The organism is Hymenobacter properus (assembly GCF_015694735.1).
GTDB lineage: Bacteria > Bacteroidota > Bacteroidia > Cytophagales > Hymenobacteraceae > Hymenobacter > Hymenobacter properus.
Genome location: NZ_JADQDP010000006.1, coordinates 1 through 24,284, shown reverse-complemented (window position 1 = coordinate 24,284; position 24,284 = coordinate 1). Strand labels below are relative to the sequence as shown.

Below are 24,284 nucleotides of genomic sequence, written 5' to 3'. Positions count from 1 at the left end.
GCTAAGAAGAAGGAGGGATGGGAATGCGGATGCGTACGTAAGCCCCGCCGGCAAGGGCATTGCCCATTTCCAGCTGGCCCCCGAGCAGGGCCACCCGGTCGCGGATGCTGCGCAGGCCCAGGCCGGTGCTCTCGTCGGGCGGCGCGGCAAAGCCGGGGCCGTTGTCTTCGGCCCGCAGCAGCGCCCAGCCGGGCATGGTTTCCAGCTCCAGCTGCGCTTCGGTGGCGCCGCGGGCGTGCTTCACAATGTTTTGGGCCAGCTCCTGGGCTATACGGTAGAGGGCCAGTTCCAGGTCGGGCGCCATGGGGGCCGCGCCGTCGTCGAGCAGCACGTGGCTGTGCAGGTGCAGCGGCGCAATGCTCATCTTGCGGCTAATGTCTTTGAGGGCGGCGGGCAGGCCAAACTCGGCCAGCACCATGGGCACCAGCTCGTGCGAGAGGGCCCGCGTCTGGCGAATGGCCTCGCTCAGCAGCTGGTCGGCCTCGCGGCGGGCGGCTGCCAGAGCGGGAGCCGTGCCCAGCAGCGGGGCGTGCAGCTGGTCGAGGCGCAGCTTGGTGGCGTACAGAATCTGGCCCAGGCCGTTGTGCAGGCTCTCGGCAATCTTTTTGCGCTCGGCCTCCTGTGCCGCCTGCACGGCCTCGAACAAGGCGCGCTGCTGCGTCAGGCGCAGGTGCAGGTTGTCGGCCTCGAGGCGCTGCAGCTCGCTGATGTCGAGGTCGACACCCAGCACCCGCGCCGGCAGGCCGTCGGCGCCAGGCAGCGGCACGGCCTTCATGCGCACGGTTTTTACCTGTCCGCCCACGCGCAGGCGCAGGGTTTCCTCAAAGCCCTCGCCGGCCCGGAGGCGGCGCACCAATTGCTTGGCCCGGGGCCGGTCGGCGGGCAGCACGGCGGCCAGGTAGTGGCTCGGCTCCACGCGGCTGCCCACGGGCAGGCCAAAGAGCTGGTACATGCCGTCGGACCAACGCATGATGCCGGCGGCCCGGTCGTAGTCCCAGGAGCCCAGGCCGGCCACGGCTTCGGCCTGCTCCAGCAGGCGCAGGTTGCGCAGGCGTTCCTGCTCGGCAATTTTTCGCTCGGTGATGTCGAGGTTGGTGGCCACAATGCCGTTATCGCCCAGCTTCACAAACTGGCAGGCAAACCACTTGTTGAAGCCATCGTGCGGGTAGAAATACTCCGTTCCCTGGGGCTGGCCGGTTTCCAGGGCCCGCACGGCCAGGTCGAAAATGCCGGCTTCCCGGATGCCGGGGTACTCCTGGGCGTAAAGCTTGCCCACCAGGTCGGTACGGCCGGTTTCGCGCATCAGCTCCCCGCTCACCAGCCGCAGCCGGAAGTCCTGCACGGCACCGGTTTCGTCGCGCACGGCTTCCTGCACCGACATGGCAATCAGGTTGGTGTCGAACACGGTTTGGAGCAGGTCGCGGCTGGCTTGCAGCTCGCGGGTGCGCCGGGCCACGCGCTGCTCCAGGCGGCTGTTGAATTCGGCCAGCCGCTGCTGGGCCAGCATGGCCTCCGTCACGTCCCAGTGCACGCCCCGCAGGCACACCACGCCCGTGGCCGGGTCGCGGGTGCCCTGCCCCCGCTCCTCTATCCAACGCACTTCGCCGTCGATGGGGCGCACAATGCGAAAGATGCTGTGGAAGTCCTGGCCCGTGCGGCCGGCCTCGTCAAACAGGGCGCGGTGGCGCACATAGTCGTCGGGGTGCAGCAGCGCGGCGCCCGCCACGCTTGTGGCCAATGACATGCCCGGCCGCAAGCCCAGCACCTCCTCCGACATGGCCGACAAGCTGATGCGGTCGCCGTCGGACGTCCACTCGAAGCTGCCCATGCGGCCCGCCTGCAGCGCCAGCGACAGTCGCGCCTCGCTCAGGCGCAGGGCGTCTTCGGCCTGCTTGCGGGCCGTGATGTCGGTGAACAGCACGGCCACCAGGTGGCTACCCGGCGCCCCCACCGGAAAGGCATAGAGCGTGAAGCAGCGCCCCAGCGCCGCCGAGTCTTCTTCGAAGCGCAACGGCTGGCCGGTTTGGGCCACCCGGCCGTAGGTGGCAAACCACTTGGGCTCGATGTTGGGCGTCAGCTCCCGAATGGTTTTGCCAGTGGCGTTGGTCAGGCCGTTGTTTTTCTCGAAAGCCGGGTTGACTTCCACATACCGCCAATCGTTGGCCTGGCCCTGGTCGTCATACAGCATCTCGATGATGCAGTAGCCCTCGTCCATCGAATCGAACAGGTTGCGGTACTTCCGCTCCGATTCCTGCAGGGCCGCCTCGGCCTGACGCCGGTCCGAAATGTCCACCACCGAACCCACAATGCGCGCCACCTGACCGGCCGCGTCGCGCAGCACCAGGCTACGGTCCAGCACGTAGGCATAAGAGCCATCGACGCGGCGTACGCGGTACTCGTTGGTCACGTGCGCGTCGCCCGGCGGCGGCACCCAGCGGGCCACTGCTGGTTGGTCGTCGGGGTGGATGAGCCCCAGCCAGGTGGCTGACGTGTTCCCGAGGTCCTCGGGCGCGTAGCCCAGCATGTGGCGGATGCCGGCACTGCGCGTTACGACATCGGGGTGCGCCGTCCAATCGTAAATAAACCCGTTGGCGGCTTCTTCAGCTACCCGGAAACGAGTTTCCGACGCCTGCACGGCCGCTTCGGCCTGCTTGCGCGCCGTGATGTCGTAACTCACAGCCAGCACGGCCCCTACGGCCCCGTCGGCATCGTGCAGGGGGCCGCCCCGCGTGGCATACGCGCGCCCGTTCTGCTCGTGCTCGTACTCGAAAGGCTGGCCGGCCAACGCCTGCTCGAAGAGCCGCTGGTACATCGGCCACAGTTCGGGCGGCGCCAGCTCCTGCACGGGGTGGCCTACAAAATCCGCGGCTTCGTACCCGGCCTGCCGCAGGGCGGCGCCCTCGGCTAGCTGGTAGTGCAAGGTGCGGTCCACGATGAACACGGCCGCGCCGGGCAGGTTTTCTATCACGGCCCGCAGGCGTTGCTCGCTCTCGCGTTGGGCTTCCTCGGCCCGGCTGCGCGCCACGGCGGCCCAGGTGCGCTCGGCGGCTTCCTCCACCAGACTCATTTCCTCGGCGGTCGACGGGCGGGCCTGGTCCCAATAAACCCCCAATGCCGCCACCAGCCGCCCTTCCTTAACGAGCGGCACGGCAATGTAGCTGCGGGCCCCAATGCCTTCGTGCGCGGCCAGGGCGGCGGCCTCCACGCGCGGGTCGGTGGTGGCGTCGGCCATGGCCAGCGGCTGCCCCGCCGCAATGGCGTCCTCGATGTAGGGGCCCAGGTCGCTGAGGCGCACGCGACTGGTGCTGGGCGGGCCGTCTTTGGCGTAGCCGCTCACAGCCACGAAATGCTCCCCGTCGGGCTCGGCCTCCCAATACTGAGCGCGGTCGGCGGCGAAGTGCTCCCCGAGAACGCGCGTGGCCGCCGTCTGAATGTCGGCCGCGTTCTGAAGCGGCCGGAGCGCGTCGCTGAGCTGGAGCAGAAAAGCCTGCCGTTCCTCGGCGCGCTTGCGGGCCGTGATGTCGCGGAAGAACACGGCTAGGCCGCCGCGTGGGCTGCGGTAAATGCTCACCTCAATCCAGATGCCGAGAACGGGCGACACGGTTTCGAAATGCGCCGGCTGGCCGGACACGGCCACGGCCTGGTGTTGGCGGTAGGGTTCACTGCCCACGGCCTGCGGAAACACCTCCCAGTAGCGCTGGCCCAACAGCCGTTCGGGGTCGCGGCCCCAAAGCTGGGCCGCCCGCTGGTTGATGTAGGTGAAGCGGAAATCGTCGTCGAGGGCGTAGAAGGCATCGTGCGTGCTTTCCAACACGCCCGTCAGTTGGGCATACACGTCCTGCAGGGCGGCCTCGGCCTGGGCGCGCTCCAGGCGGGTGTAGATGCGGGCAGCCAGCTGTTGGAGCAGCTTCACTTCGTCGGGCGTCCAGGTGCTGGGCTGGTCCCGCGCCACCGAAAGCAGGAAATGCCACCGCCCGTCGAGGAGGTAGGGAACGTCGACGGACGAGCCAAAGCCCATGTCGGCCAGCACGCGGAGGGGCATGTTGATGAGTGGGCTGTTCTCTTCACCGTTCAGCACCAGCGGCTGGCCGGCGTCGATGTGCGCGCGGCCAGCCGGCGTGAGGTAGCCGTCGATGCGGTGTCGGCCCAGCACCGAGGGCTGGTGCGCGGCGTCGCGTCGCCAATCGAAAACGACGTCCAGCAGCTCGCCGGTGGCATCCACCACCGCCAGGTGGCAGCGCGACAGTTGCAGGTACTCGGCCAGGCGTTCGGTGACGCGCGCCATAATTTGCTCGGCGCTGAGCCTGGGCGCAAACTCCACGTTCAGGTCGGCCAGAAAGGCCAGGTTGGCCTCGCGGCGCTTGCGCCGGGTGATGTTGCGGACGATGACGCCCACCAGCCGGCTGCCCGCGCCGCCAATGCGCGCCGCCGTGGTTTGAAACCACTGGTCGCCCAGGCTGTGCATTTGGTATTCGAGGTACAGCGGCTCGCCGGTGGCGATTATCCCGGCGTACTTCTCAAGCAAAAGCCCCTGGTTTTCCGGCAATACCTCGGAGCGGCGCCGGCCCTGCACGTCTTTGCCCACGTGCCGGCTAAAGGCGGGATTGGTTTCACGGTACACGAAATCGGCTAACTGCCCGTGGGCATTGGGCAGCAGCTCCAGAATGGCAAAGCCGTCGTCGACGGCCGCGAACAGCGTGCGGTATTTCTCTTCCGATGCGGCCAGGGCCTGCTCGGTACGGGCCCGCTCCACCGCCGACCAGGTGCGCTCGGCCACTTCGGTGGCCAGGGCTGTGTCGGCGGCCGTCCACTCGCGGGGGGTGGCTTGCACCAGGCATAGCACGCCCACGGGCTGCCCGTTCTTGACCAAGGGCACGTTCAGGCAGGAAACCACCCCAAGCCGTGCGGCCTGTTGGCGCAAAGGCTCGTCGAGGTTTGGGGCCTGGTGCAAGTCGGACACGGCAAAGGGCCGGCCAGCCGCCACAAGGGGCCGCAGCTGGCCAAAATCGGTCAGCGGATAAGTGCCGGCCGCCGAGGGCAAGCCAGCGGCAGCGGCATCGCAACGTATAATGGCCTGCTCATCCGTTATTTCGCAGTAGTAGCAGCGGTCGGCATTAAAATGTAGCCGGGTGAGACGGGTAATGGTTTCCTCGATGGCCACGGGGCTGGTCAGTGGCCCCAAGGCATCGACCAGACGCAGGCGGAAGGCGTCGGCTCCGGCGGCGCGGCGCAGCGACGTTTCGGCGTTTTTGCGGGCCGTGATGTCGTTGAACAGCACCGCCACTCGGCGGGCCTCGGGCGGCCCCACCCGAAAGGCGTGCACGTCGAGCCAGCGGTCCAGGGGCGGCACGTAATGCTCCACGCGCACGGTTTCGCCCGTCAGGGCCACACTTCCGCAGGTCTCAAACCAGAAGCCTTCCAGGTCGGGCAACACCTGGCGGGCGGTTTTGCCCAGCACATCGGCCGGCATGCCCGATTGCCGGGCAAACGCTGGGTTCAATTCCAGGTACCGGAAATCCTCGGCCCGCTGCCCGGCCTGGTCGAACAGGACCTCGAGCACGCAAAACCCCTGGTCCATGCTGTGGAACAGGGAGTGGTACTGGTCGGTGGCGCGCTGCGTCACCTCGTTGCCCAGGCGCAGGGCTTCGGCCTGAGTGTGCTTCAGTTCGGTGATGTCGCGGGCAATGCCGAGGACGGTTTCTACCTGGCCGTCGCGCAGTTCGGGCACCAGGCGCGAGAAGAAATAAGCGGGGCCGTACGACCCGGGGAAGGGGTGGTAGTGCTCCTGTGGCCGGCCGGTGGCAAACACCCGCTGCAAGGCCGCCATGTAGGGGCCCGTGATGTCGGCGGGCGCGCCCATCTCGGCGAAAGTGCGGCCCAGCAGAGCTTCCAGCGGCTGGCCCATCTTGGCGGCGAGGGCGGCATTGGCGTAGCGCAGGCGCAGGTCGGGCGTCCAGCGGGTGAGCACGTCGGGGGTATTTTCAGCGAGAGTTTGGTACTGCTGCTCGCGCTGCTTCTGGGGCGTGATGTCTTGCCCGTAGAGCGCCCAGCCGCCGGGCTGCCGGGCGGCCGAGAGGGAAATCCACAGTTCCTGCCCGGCCAGAAACACTTCGCGGGGTGCCGTGACGTCGGTTTCGAGCAGTTGCAACAGGGCTGTGCGCACGGGAGCCGGCAAATTGGCGGACTCCAGCGAACGGTTCAGCAAGACTTCGGCTGGGGCACCGCACCAACGAGCAGCCTGCTGATTGACGCGCCGGATGACGCGCTGTTCATCGAGCACCAGCACGCCCCAAGGCAAGGCATCGAGCAGCCCCTCAGCCGCCAGGTCACCCCCCGGTGGAGTCGGGTCTGACAGGGCGGGGGGAGCGGTTTCCATACTGTTTGGGGCTGGTGGTCTTAACAAATGTAAGCCGTACAAACTGGCATTAGGCGGCTTAATTGCAGAGCCAAAAACGGCCCTGGTTTTTAGCAGAACGGTAGCGGCGGGCGTGTCCTGCGTTGGCCACCGCGATGGGCGAAGGACTTCGGAAAAGCTGTTCGCAAGCCGCACTCACCGGTCCGACGCTGTGAGCCTCAAACCGGCTGGCGTGGTTCAATTTGAAAAATGCCCCGCGCCAAACCGCAACGCCCCGCCCCTGCGTTTTCGCCTACTTCGCCACGCTCACCTTAGTACACCCGCTCCGATTCTGGTGCCGGTATTACAGCCCCTGGCGCCGTTTCGCGGCGGAAGCGCAGCAGCAACACCCCGGCCACAATGCTAAGCCCCAGCAGCAGCCCCACCCACACGCCCGGCGCGCCCCAGTGCAGCCGGAAGCCCAGCACGTAGCCCAACGGCAGGGCCACCGCCCAATAAGCCAGCAGCGCCACCACCGAGGGCACTTTCACATCCTCAAGCCCGCGCAGCGCGCCCAGCCCCACCACCTGCAAGCCGTCCGATACCTGAAACAGGGCCGCAATGAGCAGCAAGGTAGCGGCTTGGCCCACCACGGCGGGGTCATGGCTGTAGAGCAGCGGCGCCACCTGCCGCGTGGCCACAAACAGCAGCCCCATCGTGCCCATAAAAGCAAACGCCAGCACGTAAGCCGCAAAGCCCGCCTGCCGCGCCTCGGCCAGGTGGCCGCTGCCCTGCAGGTTGCCCACCCGAATGGTGGCCGCCGCCGCAATGCCGCTGGCAGCCATGTAGGTGAAAGAAGCCAGGTTAATGGCCACCTGGTGAGCGGCCAGCGTGGTGGCGCCCAGCCAGCCTATCATAATGGCCGAGGCGGCGAAGGCGCCCACTTCAAAGGCCATTTGCACGCCGATGGGGGCGCCCAGGTCGAAGAGGCGGCGCAGGGTGGCGGCGTCGGGCAGCCAGCGGCCCACGGCGGCGCGGTACTCGTGCAGGCGCGGGGCCAGCAGCACGTAGCCGGCCATGAGCCCGGCCATGAGCACGCGGGCCACCAGCGTGGCCCAGGCCGAGCCCATCAGGCCCATGGCCGGAGCGCCCCAGCGGCCGAATACGAGGGCGTAGCACAGGGCGGCGTTCACCACGTTGGCGAGCACCGACAGCCACATGGCCTGCCGCGTGAGCCCCAGCCCTTCGGCAAACTCCCGAAACCCTTGAAACACCATCAGCGGCAGCAACGACCAGCTGATAACCCGCACCCAGGGCGCGGCCATTGCCACCACCTCCGGCGACTGGCCCAGCAGGTGCAGCACCGAGGGCACCAGCTGGCCCACGCCCGCCAGCACCAGCCCCGCCAGCGCACACAGCCACACCGACGAGGCCAGCAGGCGGCCCAGGTCGGGCAGGTCGCGCCGGCCGTGGGCGGCGGCCACCAGCGGCACGCTGCCCATGCTCAGGCCAATGCCCAATATCATCAGTACGGTGGTGCTGCTCACACCCAGGCTCACGGCCGCCAGCGGCACCGTGCCCGTGCGCCCCACCAGCACCGAATCGACAAAGCTGACCGATATGTGGCCCAACTGCGACAGCACCACCGGATACGCCAGCAGCAGCGTGGGCCGCAGGTGCGGCCGAATATTTTCAAACGTCTTTCCCATAAAAAGTAGCCTCGCAAAGGTACGGCGAGCGGTTTCCAACGGCTGGCGTTGGGGTTACGGCTGACGCGCGTCTACGACGCGCTGCCGACCAGGCCGAGGCCTGAAGCCCGGAAGAAGAGCCGCTTAAAGCCTGACCGGAAATCTGCCCGATGCCCAAGCCCAAGGCTTGAGTTCAGGCGGCAACTCGCCGCAGACGCGCCAGCAGGTCACGAGTGGTGCCCAGGCGCTTCCCCTTAATTTCCCAACAGCACTTGCCGCAGCCGCGTTACGGCTTCGCGCAGGGGCGCTTCTTCCACAGCGTAGGACAGGCGCACGAAGCCAGGCGCACCGCAGGTAGCCCCGTCCACCACCTCCACGCCGGCCGCGGCCAGCCGCTGCACCAGCTGCGCCGAAGCTTCGGCTGCTGGCAATTCGGTGGCCAGGAAGCGGGTAAAGTCGGCAAATACATAGTAGGTGCCCTCGGGCACGGCACTGGCCGGCGCACCCGGCAGGTCCGCCAGGGCATCTAGCAGCAGCTGCCGATTAGGCGCGAGCTGCGCACACAGCCCAGCCCCGATTTCATCGGCATGCCGGGTAGCTGCCAGGGCCGCCAGCTGGGCCGGCACCGGCACGGGCACGCCGGTGGCAAACAGCCGGGCCGCGACGGCCTCAGCCAGCGCGGGCGGAGCCACCAGGCAGCCTACCCCCCACCCCGCCAGGGCCAGCGACTTCGAAAAGCCGCTCACTACCACGTGCCGCTGCCCGGGGTCGGGCAGGGCCAGCAGCGTGGGCACGGGCGCCTGCCCGAAGCTGATGCCCTCGTAAATCTCGTCGCTGAGAACCCAGAGCTGCGGGAATTCGGCCGTCACTGCCAGCAGGTCCATCCACTCGGCATGCGAGTACACGCGGCCGGAGGGGTTGTTGGGGTTGCTGATGATGAGCAGCCGGGTGGCCGGCGTGAGGGCGGCCCGCAGCGTATCAGGCGTGAGGGCGTAGTTGCCGGCTGCGGGCAGTGGCAGGGTGCGGAGCGTGCCGCCCGCCCGCCGCACCAGCTCAAAAAAGCCAAACCAATTGGGCGTGGGCAGCAGCACCTCGTCGCCGGGCTGCAACAGCTCGCTTAGCAGAGCAAAAAGGCCGGTTTTGGCACCGGCAGTCACCACCACTTGCCCTGCGCCTACACCAGCGGCCCCGCGTTGCCGGTAGCGCTCGGCCAGCGCCTCACGCAGAACGGGCAGGCCAGCGGCCGGGCTCACGGACAGGGGCGCGTGGTGCTGCTGGGCATCCGTCAGGGCATGCGAGGCGGCTGCCAAGGCCACTTCGGGCACCGCAAAGTTTCCGTACCCGGAGGCGAGGCTGATGGGGGTCATAAATGCAGTATAAGAGTCTAGAAAGCTAAAAGTTGGGGACGTCTGTCATCCTTTACCCTTCCCGCGCCGCCAGCACTACATCGGCAAAATCGCCGGCTGCATCGGTGAAGAACGTCACCACCCGCAAGCCCGCTTCGGCGGCCAGGGCTTCAATCTGCGGGAGCGTGAATTTGAAAGAATTCTCGGTATGAATGACTTCCCAGGCAGCAAAATCAACGGTTTCCTCCAGCGCGGCAATGTGCACCTGCTGGGCTCGGGTGCTTACCAGAAAAGAACGCACGGCCCCGCTCAGGGGGCTATAGTCGGTATAGTGCTGCCAGTGGGCCAGGTCAAAGTCGGCGCCCAGCTCGCGGTTGAGGCGGGTGAGCAGGTTCAGGTTGAAGGCGGCCGTGACGCCCTGCGCGTCGTCGTAGGCGGCTCGGATGCGGCGCGGGTCTTTCTGCAGGTCGAAGCCGATGAGCAGGCGGTCGGCCGGGCCCAGCGGGGCGGCCAGCTGGCGCAGGAAATTCAGCCGCTCCGCCGGGCCGAAGTTGCCGATGTTGGAGCCCAAAAACAGCACGGCCTTGGTGCCGGGCCAGGTGCGTAGCTGGGTAAGGGCCGTGGCGTAGTCTTCCACCACCGGCGCCACGCGCAGGGCCGGCAGTTCCCGGCGCAATGTGTCGACCAGCCCCGTCATGGCGCCGGCCGAAATATCGACCGGTGCGTAGGTAAAGGCCGCGTTGCCTTGCAGCAGCTCGCGCAGCAGCAACTTGGTTTTGGCGCCATCGCCAGCGCCCAGCTCCACCAGCGAAAAATCAGGGCTGCCAGCCGGGCTCAGGGCCGCAGCCAGCGCCCGGCCGTGCTGCTGGAAAATGGCTGCCTCGGCCCGTGTGGGGTAATACTCCGGCAGAGCCATGATTTGCTGAAACAAGCGGCTGCCCGCGTCGTCGTAGAAATACATCGACGACAGTGTTTTGGGCGTTTTGCGCAGGCCCGCGGCCACGTGCTGCGCCAGCTCGCTCGTGGCCGGGTTCAGGATAGAAGATTGGGGCATAACTTGGAAGAAACAGGTTACTCAAACCCGTCATGCAGCGCGCAGCGAAGCATCTCGCAAGCGCAAGTAATTTCAATTGAGTCACTACTGCACGCGAGATGCTTCGCTGCGCGCTGCATGACGGGCTTACTACCGCCTAGCGCGCCAGCCGAATGCCGGTGAACTGCCAGCGCTTGTCGGCGTGGAAGAAGTTGCGGTAGCTGACGCGGATGTGGCTTTCGGGCGTGGCGCAAGAGCCGCCGCGCAGCACCAACTGGTTTACCATGAACTTGCCGTTGTACTCGCCCAGGGCCCCGGCGGCGCGCTCGTAGCCGGGGTAGGCGTGGTAGGCCGAGTAGGTCCACTCCCAGCAGTCGCCCAGCAGCTGGTGGCACTGGGTGGGGTCGGCATCGGCGGGCAGCGGCTGGGGGTCGAAGCGCTGGCTTTCGAGCCAGGTGCCGCCGGCCGGCGTGGCTTCAAAGTAGCGGGCGGCCGTTTCCCATTCGGCTTCGGTGGGCAGGCGGGCGCCCGCCCAGTGGGCGTAGGCGTCGGCCTCGTAGAAGCTAATGTGCGTGACGGGCGCAGCCAGGCTCACGGGCTGCAAGCCGTGGTGCGTGAAGCGGTACCAGGCGCCGTCGCGCTGCGTCCAGTACAGCGGAGCTTCCCAGCCCTCGGCCTGGGCCAGGTCCCAGCCCTCACCCATCCAGTAGCGGAAGTCGCGGTAGCCGCCGGCCTCAATGAAAGCCAGGTACTCGCCGTTGGTCACCAGCCGGTTTTGCAGCTCAAACGGGGCTATCAGCACGTCGTGCGCCGCCAGCTCATTATCAAAGCAAAAGCCCTCTTCCTGAAAGCCAACCTTGTAAATACCGCCCGGCACCGGCAGCCAGTTTGAGTTAAGAGTTAAGAGTTGAGAGTTAAGAGTTGGTTTTACCGCTTCTGCGGAATCAACTCTTAACTCTTCACTCCTAACACTTGACTCTAAATAAGCCGGAGCCAGCGGGCTGGTGCTGAGGATGTACTTAATATCGGTGGCCAGCAGCTCCTGGTGCTGCTGCTCGTGCTGCAGGCCCAGCTCCACCAGCTCGTAGAAGGCGGCGGGCAGGTCGTCGGCGTGGTCGAGCAGGGCGGCCATGGCCGCGTCGACGTGGGCGCGGTAGGCCAGCACTTCGGCCAGGGGCGGGCGCGAGAGCGTGCCCCGGTCGGCCCGGTTCACGCGCGAGCCCAGGGAGTTGTAGTAGGAATTGAACAGGAAGGCATACTCCGGGTGAAAAACCTGGTAGCCGGGCGCGTACTCCTTTAGCAGAAACGTTTCCCAGAACCAGGTGGTGTGGGCCAGGTGCCACTTGGGCGGGCTCACGTCGATGACGGGCTGCACCACCGTGTCTTCGGGCAGCAGCGGGGCGCACAGGGCCTGGCTTTGGGCGCGCACCGCCTGGTAGCGGGCCGGCCAGGGCATGACGGCTGCGGGGGAAGCAGCCCGGAAAGCAGAAGCTTGGAGCATGGGAATGGGCAAGGCCGCTAAGGCCCTGCAGGGCACTAACCGGATTAGCACGCCGGAGGTTACGGCCCAGCTCCGGATACTTATTTTTCAATACGCGGCTTCCACACTTGGCGCCCCTGCCAAAAAAAACGCATAGCCCGACAATAACTACGTAGAAGCTCCTCGGTAAAAATTGGTATTTATGGTTCGGAACCTTGAAAACCACAACTTAACCGCAAAATCGGGGTAGGATAAGCGCCGCCTTTTATTACCATTGCACTCTCTTTAACCTCTTTTTGAAAAACAAACATGGCTACTACATCCACCACCTCCGCCACCGCCGCCGCTACGGCCACCAAACCCGTCACTCGCCCGGCTAACCGCGTGGGCACCAAAAGCCGTCGCGGTTTCGCGGCCATGAGCCCCGAGACCCAGCGCCGTATTGCCAGCGAAGGCGGAAAAGCCTCGCACGCTAGCGGCCGGGGCCATCGTTTTTCCGCTGAAGAAGCCCGCGATGCCGGCCGCAAGGGCGGCCTGGTAAGCCGTCGCGGCAAAGCCGCTTCGAGCAAGTAAGCCCGCCCCGCGAAAAGCGGCCCCCGACGCATCTTTGCGGCATGCTTCGTCTTCGCTTTTCGCAGCGCGCGCTGCGCTTCAATTTCCCGGCCCGCACCTCGCGCGGGGCCCTGGCCGAACACGTGGCCTGGTACCTGCACTTGGCTGACGACGCCGCACCTGACTTCATAGGGCTGGGCGAGGCCGCGCCGCTGGCCGGCCTCAGCCCCGACTACGGCCCCGACTTCCCCGCTGCCATTGCCCAGCTTTGCGCGCGGTTCAATGCCGGCGCATTGGCCACCTTCGCGGCGGCCGATGCGCCGGCATTTGTGGGTCCGGGCCTGCCGGCGCTCACCTTCGCCCTCGAAACCGCTGCCCTCGACCTGGCCCGCGGCGGCCGGCGCCAGCTCTACGCCAACGCCTTCAGCGAAGGCCGCGCCGCGCTGCCCATTAACGGCCTTGTGTGGATGGGCGACGCCCCCTTCATGCGCGAGCAAATTCGGCAGAAGCTGGCGGCCGGGTATTCGTGCCTGAAACTGAAAATTGGCAGCCTCGACTTCGCTACCGAGCTGGAGCTGCTGGCTGAAATCCGGGCCGTGGCCGGGCCTGAGCGCCTGGTGCTGCGCGTCGATGCCAACGGCGCCTTTGCGCCGGCCGATGCACCAGCCAAACTGGCGCAGCTGGCGGCGTTTCACCTTCATTCCATCGAACAACCCATTGCTGCCGGCCAGGCCGCGGCGCTGGGGGCGCTGTGCCGCACCTCGCCCCTGCCCATTGCGCTGGATGAAGAGCTGATTGGGGTGACGGAACCGGCCCGGCAGGCCGCCTTGCTCGACGAAATCCGGCCGGCTTACATAGTTTTAAAACCCACGCTGCTTGGCGGGCACGCCGCCACGCGCCGCTGGATTGCATTGGCCGAAGCACGCGGCATTGGCTGGTGGATTACATCGGCCCTGGAATCGAACGTGGGCCTGAATGCCGTGGCCCAACTCACGGGCGAGTACGACGTGCAGGGCTTTGCACAGGGCCTGGGCACGGGCCAGCTCTACCACAACAACGTGGCCGCGCCCCTGCACGTGGGCGGCGGCGCCCTGCGCTACGACCCGGCCGGCGCTTGGGAGCTGCCCGCCTGAAGCGGCCCCGCTGGAGAAGGCGCGTCTGTTCGCTAATTTACCGGCCCGGTACACCTGCTTCCCGCTATGTTTCTTTCGCGTCTTGTGTGGCTGCTGTTTTTCCTGCTCCTGGGCGAGGGAATGCAGCCGGCTGCGCGGGCGCAGGCCGTGACGGCCGAAGCACCGTTTCGATTCCGAAACGCCCGGCGCCACCAGGTGCACGTGCCGGTGCGTTTGCAGCGCAACCTGGTGGTGGTAAGCTGCCTGCTAAACGGTTACGGCCCGTTCAACTTTTTGCTCGACACCGGCGTCAGCACCACCCTCATCACGTCCTCCGCCCTGGCCGATTCGCTGCACCTGCGGCACGGCGAACGGTTTCGGGTGGTGGGCGCGGGCGGCGCCGACAGCGGCCTGCTGGCTTACCAAACCGATAGCGTGCGCCTGACGCTGGGCGGCGTGGAGGCCCCGCGTTTCAGCCCGCTGGTGCTCGAAACCGATGCGCTCAACCTCTCGGGCTACGTGGGCGTGCCCATCCACGGCATTCTGGGGTCGGAGCTGTTTCGCAGCTTCGTGGTGGCGCTGCGGCCCGAAGAGTCGTTCATGGTGCTCCACGACCCGGCTACTTTTCGGGCGCCTCAGGGCCGGCAGTGGTCCAGCCTGCCCATCTCGCTCGAAAAGGGCAAGGCCTACTTCGAGGCTCCCGTGGAGCTCAACGACTCGCTTACCCTCACCCTGAAGCTGGTGCTCGACACCGGCGCCAGCCACGCCCTCTCGCTCGAAACCGACTCGGACCCGCGCCTGGCTCTGCCGGCCCGCCGCCTGCCCGCCGAGCTGGGCCAGGGCCTCACCGGCACGGTGCGCGGCTACCTGGGCCGGGTGGCGGCGCTGCACCTGGGCCGCTACCGGCTCCACTCGGTGCTCACCTCCTACCCCGACGCGTCCGATGTGCACGGCCGCGTGGACGTGCCCCGCAACGGCAACGTGGGCTACGAGCTGCTCAAGCGCTTTTCGCTCATCATCGACTACGCGCACCAACGCCTGCTGCTGCGGCCCAACCTGCGCCTGCTCGACCCCTTCGAGCACGACATGTGCGGCATCGACCTGCTGGCCACCGGCCCCGACTACCACCGCTACCTGGTGCTAAGCGTGGCCCCCGATTCGCCGGCCTACCGGGCGGGCGTGGAGCGCGACGAGGAACTGATTACCATCAACTTCCTGCCCGCCAGCGCCCTGTCGCTCAGCCAGCTCAGCCGCATGCTGCGCTCCGAAGACGGCCGGCTGCTTTACCTGGTGCTGCGCCGGCCCAACGGCGACCTGCACACTGTGTCGATGCACCTGAAGCGGCAAATCTGAGCCCGGCCGCGGTGCCGGCCGTACCTTCGCGGCAGTTTTCGCTTCCAACTTTTTGCTGCTTATGACTGCTCGACTTCTGCTTCAGCTCGCCGCCGTGTTCGGCGGCCTGGGCGTGGCCATTGGGGCCTTTGGGGCCCACGCCCTGCACGACACGCTGGTGAAAGCCGGCCGCCTCGACACCTTCGAAACCGCCGTGCGCTACCAGTTTTTCCACGTGCTGGCGCTGCTGGCCATCGGCGCACTGTGGGCCTCGCGGCCCGAGCTGCGCAGCTTGGGCACCACCGGCTGGCTGTGGCTGGGCGGCATTGTGGTGTTCAGCGGCTCGCTCTACGGCATTTGCTTCACGGGCATTACCAAGCTGGGCGCGGTGGCGCCCATCGGCGGCCTGCTGTTCCTGGCGGGCTGGCTGAGCCTGGTGCTAGCCGTGCGCGAGCTGTAGCGTCCTTCCCAAAAGCCAGGCATGAAAAAAGGCGGCTCGCTTGCGCGGGCCGCCTTTTTACTTGAAACCGAAGCCGAAAAAGCTTACTTGGTTTTGGCTTTCACCTTGGTGTCGCCCACTTTCTCTTTGGTCTTCTTGCCGTCCGACTTCACCTTGGCGTCGCCCGCGGTGGTGGTCGTGGTCATGGCCGGAGTAGCGTTGGCCGTGGCCGAAGCTTCTTTCACTTCGCCTACCAGCGACACGGTGGTGCTGCCAGCGGTGGCGTTCGACTCAATGGTCAGCACTTTGTTCTGCATGCCCATTTTGCCGGCCGAGTTGAAGTGAGCCGAGATGGTGCCGGTTTTGCCGGGGGCCACGGGGGCTTTGGTCCACTCGGGGGTGGTGCAGCCGCAGCTCACGCCGATGTTGGAAATGATGAGGGGCGCGGTGCCGGTGTTTTTGAACTTGAAAGTGTGGTCAACGGTGCCGCCTTGCACCACCGAACCGAAGTCGTACTTCGACTCTTCGAAGGTGATGGCGGGGCCGGCCGTAGCGGGTGCTTTCGTAGCCGTGGCCGTAGTCTGGGCTTGGGCAGTGTAAGCGGCAGCAGTCAGGCTCAGGGCGAGGAGCAAGGTTTTTTTCATGGGACAGGATGCTTAAAAAGAATTGAAGGAGTTGGGGTTTAGCAAATTTAATGGTTTCGCCGCCACTGGCAAATTTACGGCCAAACTTGGCAACCAAGCCTGAAGATACCGTGAAGTAACGGAAACCCGCGCCCGGCAAATTTCATTCCGGGCCGGGGTGGAAAGAAGTGCCCCAGCCCATTTCTTATTCCTCTTCCACCGGGTCGGAAATCAGCTTCTGCTGGAAATTGAGCAAGAATAACCGCTCCGATGCCCGCGTGATGGCCGTGTAGAGCCAGCGCGCAAACTCGCCCGCCAGCGGCTCGTCGGGCTTGAGAAAGCCGTGGTCGACAAACACGGCCTGCCACTGCCCGCCCTGGGCCTTGTGGCAAGTGAGGGCGTAGGCAAACTTGACTTGCAGAGCATTGAGGTAGGGGTCTTTGCGCATTTCCTTGTAGCGCTCGGCCTTGGTGGTGAGGTGGGCGTAGTCCTCGCTCACGGCCATATACAGGGCATTGTTGCGGTCCGAAGGGAGGGCCGGGCTTTCGGTGTGCAGCGTGTCGAGCAGCAGCTTCACTTCAATTTCGGGCTCGTCGGGGTAGTCTACCAGCCGCACCAGCGCCTGGGCGAAGTGGAAGCCGTACACTTCCTCGCGCCGAATCACCTTTTTGATTTCCAGGAAATCACCGTTGGCCAGGAAGCCAATTTCCGACTCCTTGGGCAACCAGAAGTAGTTGTTGCGCACCACCATGAGGTAGTCGCCGCCCTCAATCTCCTCCTCCGCATCGAACAAGGCCCGCCGGATGAGCTGGTTGTACTGGTTGGCGTTGCGGTTGGAGCGGCAGATGATGGTGGTATTCTCGTGCCCGAAGTTGCGGTAGGCCCAGCGCAGACCGTCCTCCAGCTTGTCGCCGCCCATCTTGAAAATGTCGCGGAAGCCCTTAGTATGCAACTGGATATTAGGCTCTTCCTCGCGCAATTCCTCACGTAGCTCGGTGGCATTTACGAGAATGCCCGACTGCTGGGCCTGGCGCATCACCTGGCGCAGCTCCACGCTGCCCACCGTGGCCCGGAAGCGGTGCGCCAGCAGCTCGGGGTCGAGGGCCGGGCTCAGGAGCTGGCCCACCGGCGGCAGCTGGGCCGTGTCGCCTATGAGCAGCAGCTTGTTGCTGGTTTTCTCGAACACGTAGCCCATCAAATCGTCGAGCAAGCCGTTTTCGCCGAAGGCTTTCTCGTCCGAAATCATCGAGGCCTCGTCCACGATGTAGAGGGTTTGCTCGGTGCGGTTGGGCTGGCGCTGGAAGTTGAGCCGCTCGGAAGGCGCGCCCGAGGTCTGGCGGTAGATTTTCTTGTGGATGGTGCTGGCCGGCACGCCGGCATATCCCGCCATTACCTTGGCGGCGCGGCCGGTGGGGGCCAGCAGCGTGTATTTACGCTGCAGCTTGTGCAGCCATTGCACCAGGGCACTCACCACGGTGGTTTTGCCGGTGCCGGCGTAGCCGCGCAGCACAAAAATCTTGCGCCCCGGCAGCTGGTCCTTCAAGAAGGCATCAAGCTGCGTGAACAACAGGGCCTGGTCTTCGGTGGGTTCGTAGGGGAAGTAGTCGCGGACGGACGGGGTGCGGAGGGAGAGCATTATTTTATTCGGTATAAATCACCGCTTTCAAAGCCAGTGTACACGGGCATATTACCACCCAAAAAAGAGAATTGCGCCGGGTCTTGTCTTAACAGTCGCCCCAAGGAATAAATTACGCCAAGTAGTATCTAATACCACTCTTGCTCGTTTTCATTCGAAATAATGAATTCATTCTTGGCCACAAATTCCGGAGCGTCAGCAGCCCAATCATCATTTGTTTCGTCGTAGCTCGCGAGCCAGCCAGATACAAAACATAGCCTTCTTCTACTTCCCCGAGGCCAAAGCGGTAAGCAGAAATTTCCGCTGCTGGTTTCTCGCTGCTTAAAATTTCGTGCAGCCACTTTTCGAGTTGGCTATGCAATGCGTCCATCGGGGTTCTGGTGGTAAAACGTTAAGTCGCCGGCTCAATCACTGCCATGGTGGCGCTGGCCTTGGCAATCAGCAGCTCATCGCACCACACCTCCGCCTCGCAGAAGTGCAGGCGCCGCCCGGCTTTCAGCACCCAACCGATGGCTTTGATTTGCCGGCCGACGCCGGGGTGCAGGTAGGAGATTTTCAAATCGGAGGTTACCACACCAAAGTTGTCGGGCACGAGCGTGACGGCCGCAAAACCGGCCACCAAATCGGCCAGCGTGGCAATGAGGCCGCCGTGCGCGAAGCCGCGCTGCTGCAGGTGCTTATCGGCCAGGACCAGCTCGGCCTCCACGCGGCCGGGCGTGATGCTGGTGAGGTCGGCGCCAATCAGGTGCATAAAACGCTGCCCGGTGAGCTTGCGGCGAATGCGGGCTTCGAGTTCGGGCGCGGCAGTGGTTTCAGGGGTATTTGCAGACACGGAAATCGGTTAAGTTTGCTTAAGCGTGAGGACAACCGATGAAATAACATCGTTGTACCGCTTTGTACTTTGTACTAAACGTTAGAACTCTCGAGAACTAAAAACCTGCTCATACAGGCTGTACAGCCCCTTTTCGGTTCGGTAAGCCAAAGGTACTTGCTAAGGGCGCGCCCCACACTTTCCTTTCACCTTTTCTCCCCAAACGCATTATGGAACAGCTACCGGCAATGCAATACCTGATGGCCGGCGCGCTGGGGCTGGGCCTGGCAGCATGCAGCGGGTTTCGGGTGTTTGTGCCGCTGCTGGCGGCCAGTCTGTGCTACCACTTTGGCTACCTCACGCCGGCCGCGGGCTTTGTGTGGCTGGGCAGCTGGGCGGCGCTGCTCACGCTGGGCACGGCCACGCTGGCCGAAATCGCGGGCTACTACATCCCGGTGGTCGACCACGTCCTCGACACGCTGACCACGCCTGCCTCGTTTGTGGCTGGCACCATCCTCATGACCTCGGCCCTCCCCCACCTCGACCCCACCGTGCGCTGGACGCTGGGCGTGTTGGTGGGCGGCGGCACGGCCGGACTGGTTCAAACGGCCACGGCACTGCTGCGGGGCGCCTCCACCGCCACCACCGCCGGCCTCGCCAACCCCGTGCTGGCCACGGCCGAAAACACGCTGGCCATTGGCGGCGTGGCGCTCACGCTGCTCTTGCCCCTGCTGGCAGCCGGGCTGGTGCTCTTGCTGGTGGTGTATGTGCTGAGCCGCCTGCGCCGCTGGCGGGCCCGGCGGCGGGCCGCCCGGGCCAACGGCTGAATTCTATTTTCCGGGGCCGGCGCAAAACAATGCCTGCGGCTACGCGTTTGGCTTGCACACTAGGCCGGCTTCCGGCTAAGCTATTCCTTTTGAAAACGGCTTTCGCCGCCGTTCCTGCTCCCATGGCCAATTCCATTCCTGCTGATTCTGAAGCCTTGCTGGCCGCGTATTCGGGCAAAGTGCGTGTACGCATCGGCGGGGTGCTCCTGCGCGATGGCGCGCTGCTGCTGGCCGCGCACCGCGGCTTGCTGCCGGATAGCGCTTCGTTTTGGTCGCCGCCGGGGGGCGGGTGGCAATTCGGCGAAAGCATTCGGGAGGCCCTGGTCCGCGAGTTTCGGGAAGAAACCGGCCTGACGGTACAGGTAGGCCGCTTTCTGCACTTGCACGAGTTCAGCACCGACAAGCTGCAGGCCCTGGAGCTGTTTTTCGAAGTCATTGCCGAAGATGCCGCGCAGCCCCGGCTTGGCCACGACCCCGAGCATGCTTCCCATCAGCAGCTGCTCACCGAGCTGGCCTGGCTAACGCCGCGCCAGCTGCTGCAACTGCCCCCGAACCAGGTACATCCGGTGTTGCAGCACCTGCTCAGCCCCGACGACGTATTTGTGCCCCAGCAGCGCTTTGCCTGAGGACTGAACAATCACGGCTGCCATCCTGCGCATTCTGCGGCTCGAGCAGCGACGAAGAACCTTCTCTCGTCGCCGACTTCCAGCGTGAAAAGGTCCTGCGCTGCGCGCAGGATGGCAGCCGTAATTTCTACACTTTTCGTTCGGCATTCCGCGAAGCGTTATCTTCGGGCCTTTTCGCGTCGAATTCGTGTCTGCCTCCTCCGCTTCAGCTGCTTCCGCGTCCGCCGTCAACGCCTCGTTGCGACTGCGCGACGAGACGTTCGATACCACCGCGCTGGGGGCGTACAACCTGTATTTGCTGGCCAGCCCCACGCGCCTGCAGCTGGCGGTGGCCGATGTTGAGCGCAACAAGTTCGTGGCGCTCGAAGAGCACCCGCTACCGACGGGGGGCCTGCCGGCGCTGGCCGCGCAGCACGACTGCCTGGGCCAGCGGGGCTGGAACGCCGTGCGCCTCGCCATCACGGGCCGCGCCTTCACGCTGCTGCCGGCGCCCCTGTTCCGGGCCGGCGATGAGGAAGCGACCCTGCGCCTGCACCACTTCCTCACGCCCTTCGAAACCGTGCGCCACACCGCCCACCCGGGCCTGGAGCTGGTGAACGTGTTTGCCGCCGATGCCGCCCTGGCCAGCTGGCTCAGCACCACCCACGGGGCCAGCGGCCGCCTCTTGCACCACACCAGCGCCCTGCTGGCCGGGCTGGTGCACCAGCGCGGGGCCGCGTCGCCCCGCCGTCTCTACCTCAACCCTGGCCCGCAGGAGCTGACGCTGGTGGTGCTGGGCCAAAGTTTAGAATACTGCAACGTCTTCCCCTGCTCCACGGCCGAGGACGTGGTGTACTACACCATTCTGGTGATGCAGGAGCTGGGCCTCAACCCCGACGAGGACGAGGTGACCGTATGGGGCGAGCTCACGCCCGATTCAGCCATTTTCAGCCTGCTGCGCACCTACGTGCGCCAGGTGCGCTTTGGCCCCCGCCCCGGCAACGTGCAGTACAGCTACCGGCTCAACGACGTGTTTGAGTATCGTTACTTCGACTTGTTCAGCCTGCACTTTGCGTAAATAATGTTGAGCTCTAAGGGTTGAGGGTTGAATTTGACCAATACGCTTAACTTAACATCCAACCCTCAAAACTCTGCCTTCATTCATGCCCCGCATCGCCCTCTTTCCCGGCTCTTTCGACCCCTTCACCAACGGGCACCTCGACATTGTGCGGCGCGGCGTAGAGCTGTTTGACGAAGTCATCGTCGCCATAGGCACCAATAGCAGCAAGCAGCGTTACGTGCCCATCGAGCAAATGCTGGCGCTGCTTGACGAGGTGTTCCAGCACGAGCCCCGGGTGTCGGTGCGCACGTTCCGGGGCCTCACGGCAGAATTTGCCCGCGAAGTAGGCGCCCGCTTTCTGCTGCGCGGCCTGCGCAACAGCATCGATTTTGAGTACGAAAAGCCCATTGCCTACGGCAACCAGCATGTCAACTCCGGCCTGGAAACAGTCTTTCTGCTGACCGCGCCGGACTTGGGCGCCATCAGCAGCACCATCATCCGCGACATTCACCGCTACGGCGGCAACGTGGATGCGTTCCTGCCCTTCGCCCTGCCGCCGCTGGCATCCTGATTACTGATTGAGCGCCAGTGCCAGTACCCGCAGCCCCATCAGTTGAGTGGGTTGGCGGGCCTGAAACACGGGCAGCACCAGGTAGCGGTCGGCGCCGAGCTGCAGGTGGGCGCGGCGCATGAGTTCTTCTTCGTTGCTGCCCAGCAGCAGCAGGTCGTTCACGCGGCGGGTGCGGTAGTTGTAGGCCACCACCAGCGCCAGGCCGCCGCGCCGAAACATCGCCATCGAGTCGACAGGGCCCTGGCGTTGCGAACGGGGGTCCAGCGTGGGGTCGACGAAGCCGGGCGGCAGGTGTTGCCACGGCCCCAGCTGCTGGTTTAGCTCATCAAACGACAGCGCCAGCAGGGACGGCACGTCGAGGCTGGCCGCGGCCCGGCCGGAGGCGGCTGGGCGGGTGGCGTGCTCGCGCGACCGCTCGTGCGCACCCGAGCAGCCGCCCACGCTCAGCGCCGTCGCCGCCAATACCACGCCTGCTCCTATCAGAATCGGTCGCATAGACCGCAATATAATGATATTTATTTACCAGCCGCCGGAGCTTCCTTGGCAGGCTTGCCGGCCATTTCGCTCAGGTAATGCCGCATCACCAGGGCAATGGAGGCGTAAGAATCCTCCAGCTTGGCCAGAGCCTCCTGGGGCGACATCCAGCGCACCTCCTCGATGTACTCCTCGGTTTGGGGCTTCATCAGGCTGTCATCGAGGCACTTCATGAGAAACCAGCTGGTTTTCTTCAGCATCTTATTACCCTTGTAGGCGTAGCTATGCCAGGTGCTGGGCAGCTTTTCGCCCAGTTCGAGCTTGATGTTGGTTTCCTCCTCCACTTCGCGCAAGGCGCCGGCGGCGGTGTCCTCGTCGCTCTTGAGCTTGCCCTTGGGCAGGTCCCACTTGCCGAGGCGGTAAATCATCAGCACCTGGTCGCCCTTCACCACCAGCCCGCCGCCGGCTTTGGCAATCTTGAACTGGTCTTTGAGATGCAGGATGACGTGCTTCTTCTTTTTGACCAGCATGGTGAGCGACTTCAGCTTTTTCAGCTTTTTCACTTCCATCAGGCGCAGCAGGCGGTCGATGAACAGGGGGCCAGCGTCTTTTACCAGCACGTCGCCCACCAGGTCCTTCGACGTGAAATCGTCGTCGGGGCTCAGTATGAGGTCGAACTTGTGCTTGTATACTTTTTCGCTGAGCTTTTTGATGACCAGCGGAATGTCGTTGATGAAAATATTCATCGGGAAAAGCGGCTTGGGGAAACGATAACGGGCAACGGAGCCGCCGAAATCAGAAAAAAAGGATAAACAATGCTTGGAGCGGCGGCTGCAAGATACGGGGCCGAACCGATTCGGCGGCCTGCCCCATCTTTGCGGCATGACACGCATCGGCCTGCTTTCCGACACCCACGGCTACCTCGACGAACGAATTGCGCATCATCTGCGCGGCTGCGACGAAATATGGCACGCCGGCGATTTCGGCGATGCCCGCGTGGTGGACGAACTGCAGGCCTTGGCGCCGCGCTTCCGGGGCGTGTACGGCAATATCGACGGCGCGGACGTGCGCCGCACCCAGCCGCTGGTGCAAGATTTTGAAGTTGAAGGTCTTCGCGTGCTCATTACGCACATTGGCGGCTACCCCGGGCACTACGCCCCCGCCGCCCGGCCCCTGCTGGCCGAGGCTCGCCCGGGCCTATTCGTCACCGGCCACTCCCACATCCTGCGCGTGATGCCCGATAAGAAGCTGGGCCTGCTGCACCTGAATCCCGGGGCCGCGGGGCGGCACGGCTTCCACCAAGTGCGCACGCTGCTGCGCTTCGGCATCGAGGCCGGGAAGGTGGTGGAGTTGCAAGCGGTGGAGCTGGGCAAGCGAGCTGGGTGAGGCCAGCGCACCGGATGTAGCCGGCTTGTCATTAACAACCTTTTGTCATTGCGAATGAAGCGCAGCGGAATGCGGCAATCCGTCCTGTTCTCAGCGGCTAGCCTTCTATTGTGACAAAGCACCGGTACCAATGCGTTACCGAGGCTTTCTGGTAAAAGAACGGTGCTGGTGTTGACAGGACGGATTGCCGCGGGCTGCGCCCTCGCAATGACAAACGGAATTAGAGACCACAGGCGGCAAAACAGACAAGCCCCGCCGCCTGTGAATCAGGCAACGGGGCTTGCTACAATCTTAAACTGCTGACAGAGTCGCAGGTGCTGCTTACAGCGCGATTTCGGGCTTGGGGTGCTCGCCTTCCTGGCCGTCTTCGTTCACGGGCTTGGTTACGGCTTCGGCGTCGTCGAAAGCGGCAGCATTGGCGGCGGTTTTGTCACCGGCCACCACTTCTTTCACTTTGTCGACGGCGTCGCTCACCAGGTGCGAAGCCTTTTCTACCACTTCGGAGTGCGAAACAGCATCGGCTACGTCGGCAGCCACTTCCTTCACTTTTTCAACCGCAGCGGAATGGGCTACGTCGGCGGCTACTTCCTTCACCTTGTCAACAGCCGCGCTGGCGGCGTGCTTCACCGTGTCCAGGATGCTGCCGCTTTCGGCTTTGGCCGGAGCAGCCGTGCCGAAACGCGACTTCAGCTCTTCCAAATCCACGTTCTTCAGCACGGGGGTGCGGAGCAGGTTTTTGATGATGTTCTGCTTGTTGTTAGCACGGGCAATGTTCTTGCGGTGCTTGCGCTTCAGACGGGTAACGGACATGGCGGTTGAAGGAAAGGGAGTTATTTATTCGGTGATGGCAGCGGCGCTAAAGCGCGACTTCAGCTCCTCGAGGTCCACGTTTTTGAGGACGGGGGTGCGGAGCAGGTTTTTGATGATGTTCTGCTTGTTGTTAGCACGGGCAATGTTCTTGCGGTGCTTGCGCTT

The 24,284-nt window shown here is 64.8% G+C and carries 21 protein-coding genes; 9 read left to right on the top strand and 12 right to left on the bottom strand.

The features are described 5' to 3' along the window. Position 1 precedes the first annotated feature (1 nt). The 5 genes from I2I01_RS20710 to egtB form a co-directional block, all read right to left on the bottom strand. Complete coding sequence (locus I2I01_RS20710) at positions 2-6,376, bottom strand: PAS domain-containing protein (RefSeq protein ID WP_196288432.1); 6,375 nt, start codon at positions 6,374-6,376, stop codon at positions 2-4. A 290-nt stretch (positions 6,377-6,666) separates the two neighbouring features. Next, positions 6,667-8,043, bottom strand: coding sequence for an MATE family efflux transporter (locus I2I01_RS20705; protein ID WP_196288431.1), 1,377 nt, complete (start codon positions 8,041-8,043; stop codon positions 6,667-6,669). Between the two features lie 233 nt (positions 8,044-8,276). Then, positions 8,277-9,389, bottom strand: coding sequence for a pyridoxal phosphate-dependent aminotransferase (locus I2I01_RS20700; RefSeq protein ID WP_196288430.1), 1,113 nt, complete (start codon positions 9,387-9,389; stop codon positions 8,277-8,279). Between the two features lie 52 nt (positions 9,390-9,441). After that, positions 9,442-10,422, bottom strand: a complete 981-nt coding sequence (egtD, locus tag I2I01_RS20695; RefSeq protein WP_196288429.1) for an L-histidine N(alpha)-methyltransferase — start codon at positions 10,420-10,422, stop codon at positions 9,442-9,444. Between the two features lie 136 nt (positions 10,423-10,558). Then, on the bottom strand, positions 10,559-11,902 hold the full coding sequence (egtB, locus tag I2I01_RS20690; protein WP_211538077.1) for an ergothioneine biosynthesis protein EgtB: 1,344 nt from the start codon (positions 11,900-11,902) through the stop codon (positions 10,559-10,561). A 288-nt stretch (positions 11,903-12,190) separates the two neighbouring features. Here egtB and I2I01_RS20685 point away from each other — a divergent pair, with 288 nt between their 5' ends. The 4 genes from I2I01_RS20685 to I2I01_RS20670 all read left to right on the top strand — a co-directional run bounded on the left by I2I01_RS20685 (position 12,191) and on the right by I2I01_RS20670 (position 15,337). After that, positions 12,191-12,454, top strand: coding sequence for a KGG domain-containing protein (locus I2I01_RS20685; protein ID WP_196288428.1), 264 nt, complete (start codon positions 12,191-12,193; stop codon positions 12,452-12,454). A gap of 41 nt (positions 12,455-12,495) precedes the next feature. After that, a complete protein-coding gene (locus I2I01_RS20680; RefSeq protein ID WP_196288427.1) occupies positions 12,496-13,566 on the top strand; it encodes an o-succinylbenzoate synthase in 1,071 nt (356 codons plus the stop codon). Between the two features lie 66 nt (positions 13,567-13,632). Further along, the gene (locus I2I01_RS20675; RefSeq protein ID WP_196288426.1) at positions 13,633-14,898 is read left to right on the top strand and encodes an aspartyl protease family protein; all 1,266 of its coding nucleotides are present in this window, start codon (positions 13,633-13,635) and stop codon (positions 14,896-14,898) included. A gap of 61 nt (positions 14,899-14,959) precedes the next feature. Beyond that, on the top strand, positions 14,960-15,337 hold the full coding sequence (locus I2I01_RS20670; RefSeq protein ID WP_196288425.1) for a DUF423 domain-containing protein: 378 nt from the start codon (positions 14,960-14,962) through the stop codon (positions 15,335-15,337). Positions 15,338-15,420: 83 nt separating this feature from the next. On the opposite strand, the gene I2I01_RS20665 is transcribed toward I2I01_RS20670, so the two are convergent. The 4 genes from I2I01_RS20665 to I2I01_RS20650 all read right to left on the bottom strand — a co-directional run bounded on the left by I2I01_RS20665 (position 15,421) and on the right by I2I01_RS20650 (position 18,407). Next, positions 15,421-15,960, bottom strand: a complete 540-nt coding sequence (locus I2I01_RS20665) for a DUF1573 domain-containing protein (protein ID WP_196288424.1) — start codon at positions 15,958-15,960, stop codon at positions 15,421-15,423. Positions 15,961-16,144: 184 nt separating this feature from the next. Next, positions 16,145-17,575 (bottom strand): ATP-dependent DNA helicase, encoded by a 1,431-nt coding sequence (locus tag I2I01_RS20660; RefSeq protein WP_196288423.1) that lies wholly within the window; start codon positions 17,573-17,575, stop codon positions 16,145-16,147. 112 nt (positions 17,576-17,687) lie between these two features. Further along, positions 17,688-17,945 (bottom strand): hypothetical protein, encoded by a 258-nt coding sequence (locus tag I2I01_RS20655; protein WP_196288422.1) that lies wholly within the window; start codon positions 17,943-17,945, stop codon positions 17,688-17,690. Between the two features lie 21 nt (positions 17,946-17,966). Beyond that, positions 17,967-18,407 (bottom strand): PaaI family thioesterase, encoded by a 441-nt coding sequence (locus I2I01_RS20650; protein ID WP_211538076.1) that lies wholly within the window; start codon positions 18,405-18,407, stop codon positions 17,967-17,969. Positions 18,408-18,616: 209 nt separating this feature from the next. Here I2I01_RS20650 and I2I01_RS20645 point away from each other — a divergent pair, with 209 nt between their 5' ends. The 4 genes from I2I01_RS20645 (at position 18,617) to coaD (ending at position 21,449) form a co-directional block, all read left to right on the top strand. Next, entirely contained in the window at positions 18,617-19,213 is a 597-nt protein-coding gene (locus I2I01_RS20645) for a DUF4126 domain-containing protein (protein WP_211538075.1), read from the top strand. 122 nt (positions 19,214-19,335) lie between these two features. Next, entirely contained in the window at positions 19,336-19,839 is a 504-nt protein-coding gene (locus I2I01_RS20640) for an NUDIX domain-containing protein (protein WP_196288421.1), read from the top strand. Between the two features lie 187 nt (positions 19,840-20,026). Further along, positions 20,027-20,896 (top strand): DUF3822 family protein, encoded by an 870-nt coding sequence (locus tag I2I01_RS20635; RefSeq protein ID WP_196288420.1) that lies wholly within the window; start codon positions 20,027-20,029, stop codon positions 20,894-20,896. An 85-nt stretch (positions 20,897-20,981) separates the two neighbouring features. Next, complete coding sequence (gene coaD / locus I2I01_RS20630; protein ID WP_196288419.1) at positions 20,982-21,449, top strand: pantetheine-phosphate adenylyltransferase; 468 nt, start codon at positions 20,982-20,984, stop codon at positions 21,447-21,449. On the opposite strand, the gene I2I01_RS20625 is transcribed toward coaD, so the two are convergent. Further along, the gene (locus I2I01_RS20625; RefSeq protein ID WP_196288418.1) at positions 21,450-21,944 is read right to left on the bottom strand and encodes a hypothetical protein; all 495 of its coding nucleotides are present in this window, start codon (positions 21,942-21,944) and stop codon (positions 21,450-21,452) included. It abuts the gene before it with no gap. A 20-nt stretch (positions 21,945-21,964) separates the two neighbouring features. After that, positions 21,965-22,669 (bottom strand): NUDIX hydrolase, encoded by a 705-nt coding sequence (locus tag I2I01_RS20620; RefSeq protein ID WP_196288417.1) that lies wholly within the window; start codon positions 22,667-22,669, stop codon positions 21,965-21,967. Between the two features lie 136 nt (positions 22,670-22,805). Here I2I01_RS20620 and I2I01_RS20615 point away from each other — a divergent pair, with 136 nt between their 5' ends. Next, a complete protein-coding gene (locus tag I2I01_RS20615; RefSeq protein ID WP_196288416.1) occupies positions 22,806-23,309 on the top strand; it encodes a metallophosphoesterase family protein in 504 nt (167 codons plus the stop codon). Between the two features lie 321 nt (positions 23,310-23,630). Here I2I01_RS20615 and I2I01_RS20610 read toward each other — a convergent pair whose 3' ends face one another. Continuing rightward, the gene (locus I2I01_RS20610) at positions 23,631-24,119 is read right to left on the bottom strand and encodes a hypothetical protein (RefSeq protein WP_196288546.1); all 489 of its coding nucleotides are present in this window, start codon (positions 24,117-24,119) and stop codon (positions 23,631-23,633) included. Between the last annotated feature and the right edge of the window lie 165 nt (positions 24,120-24,284).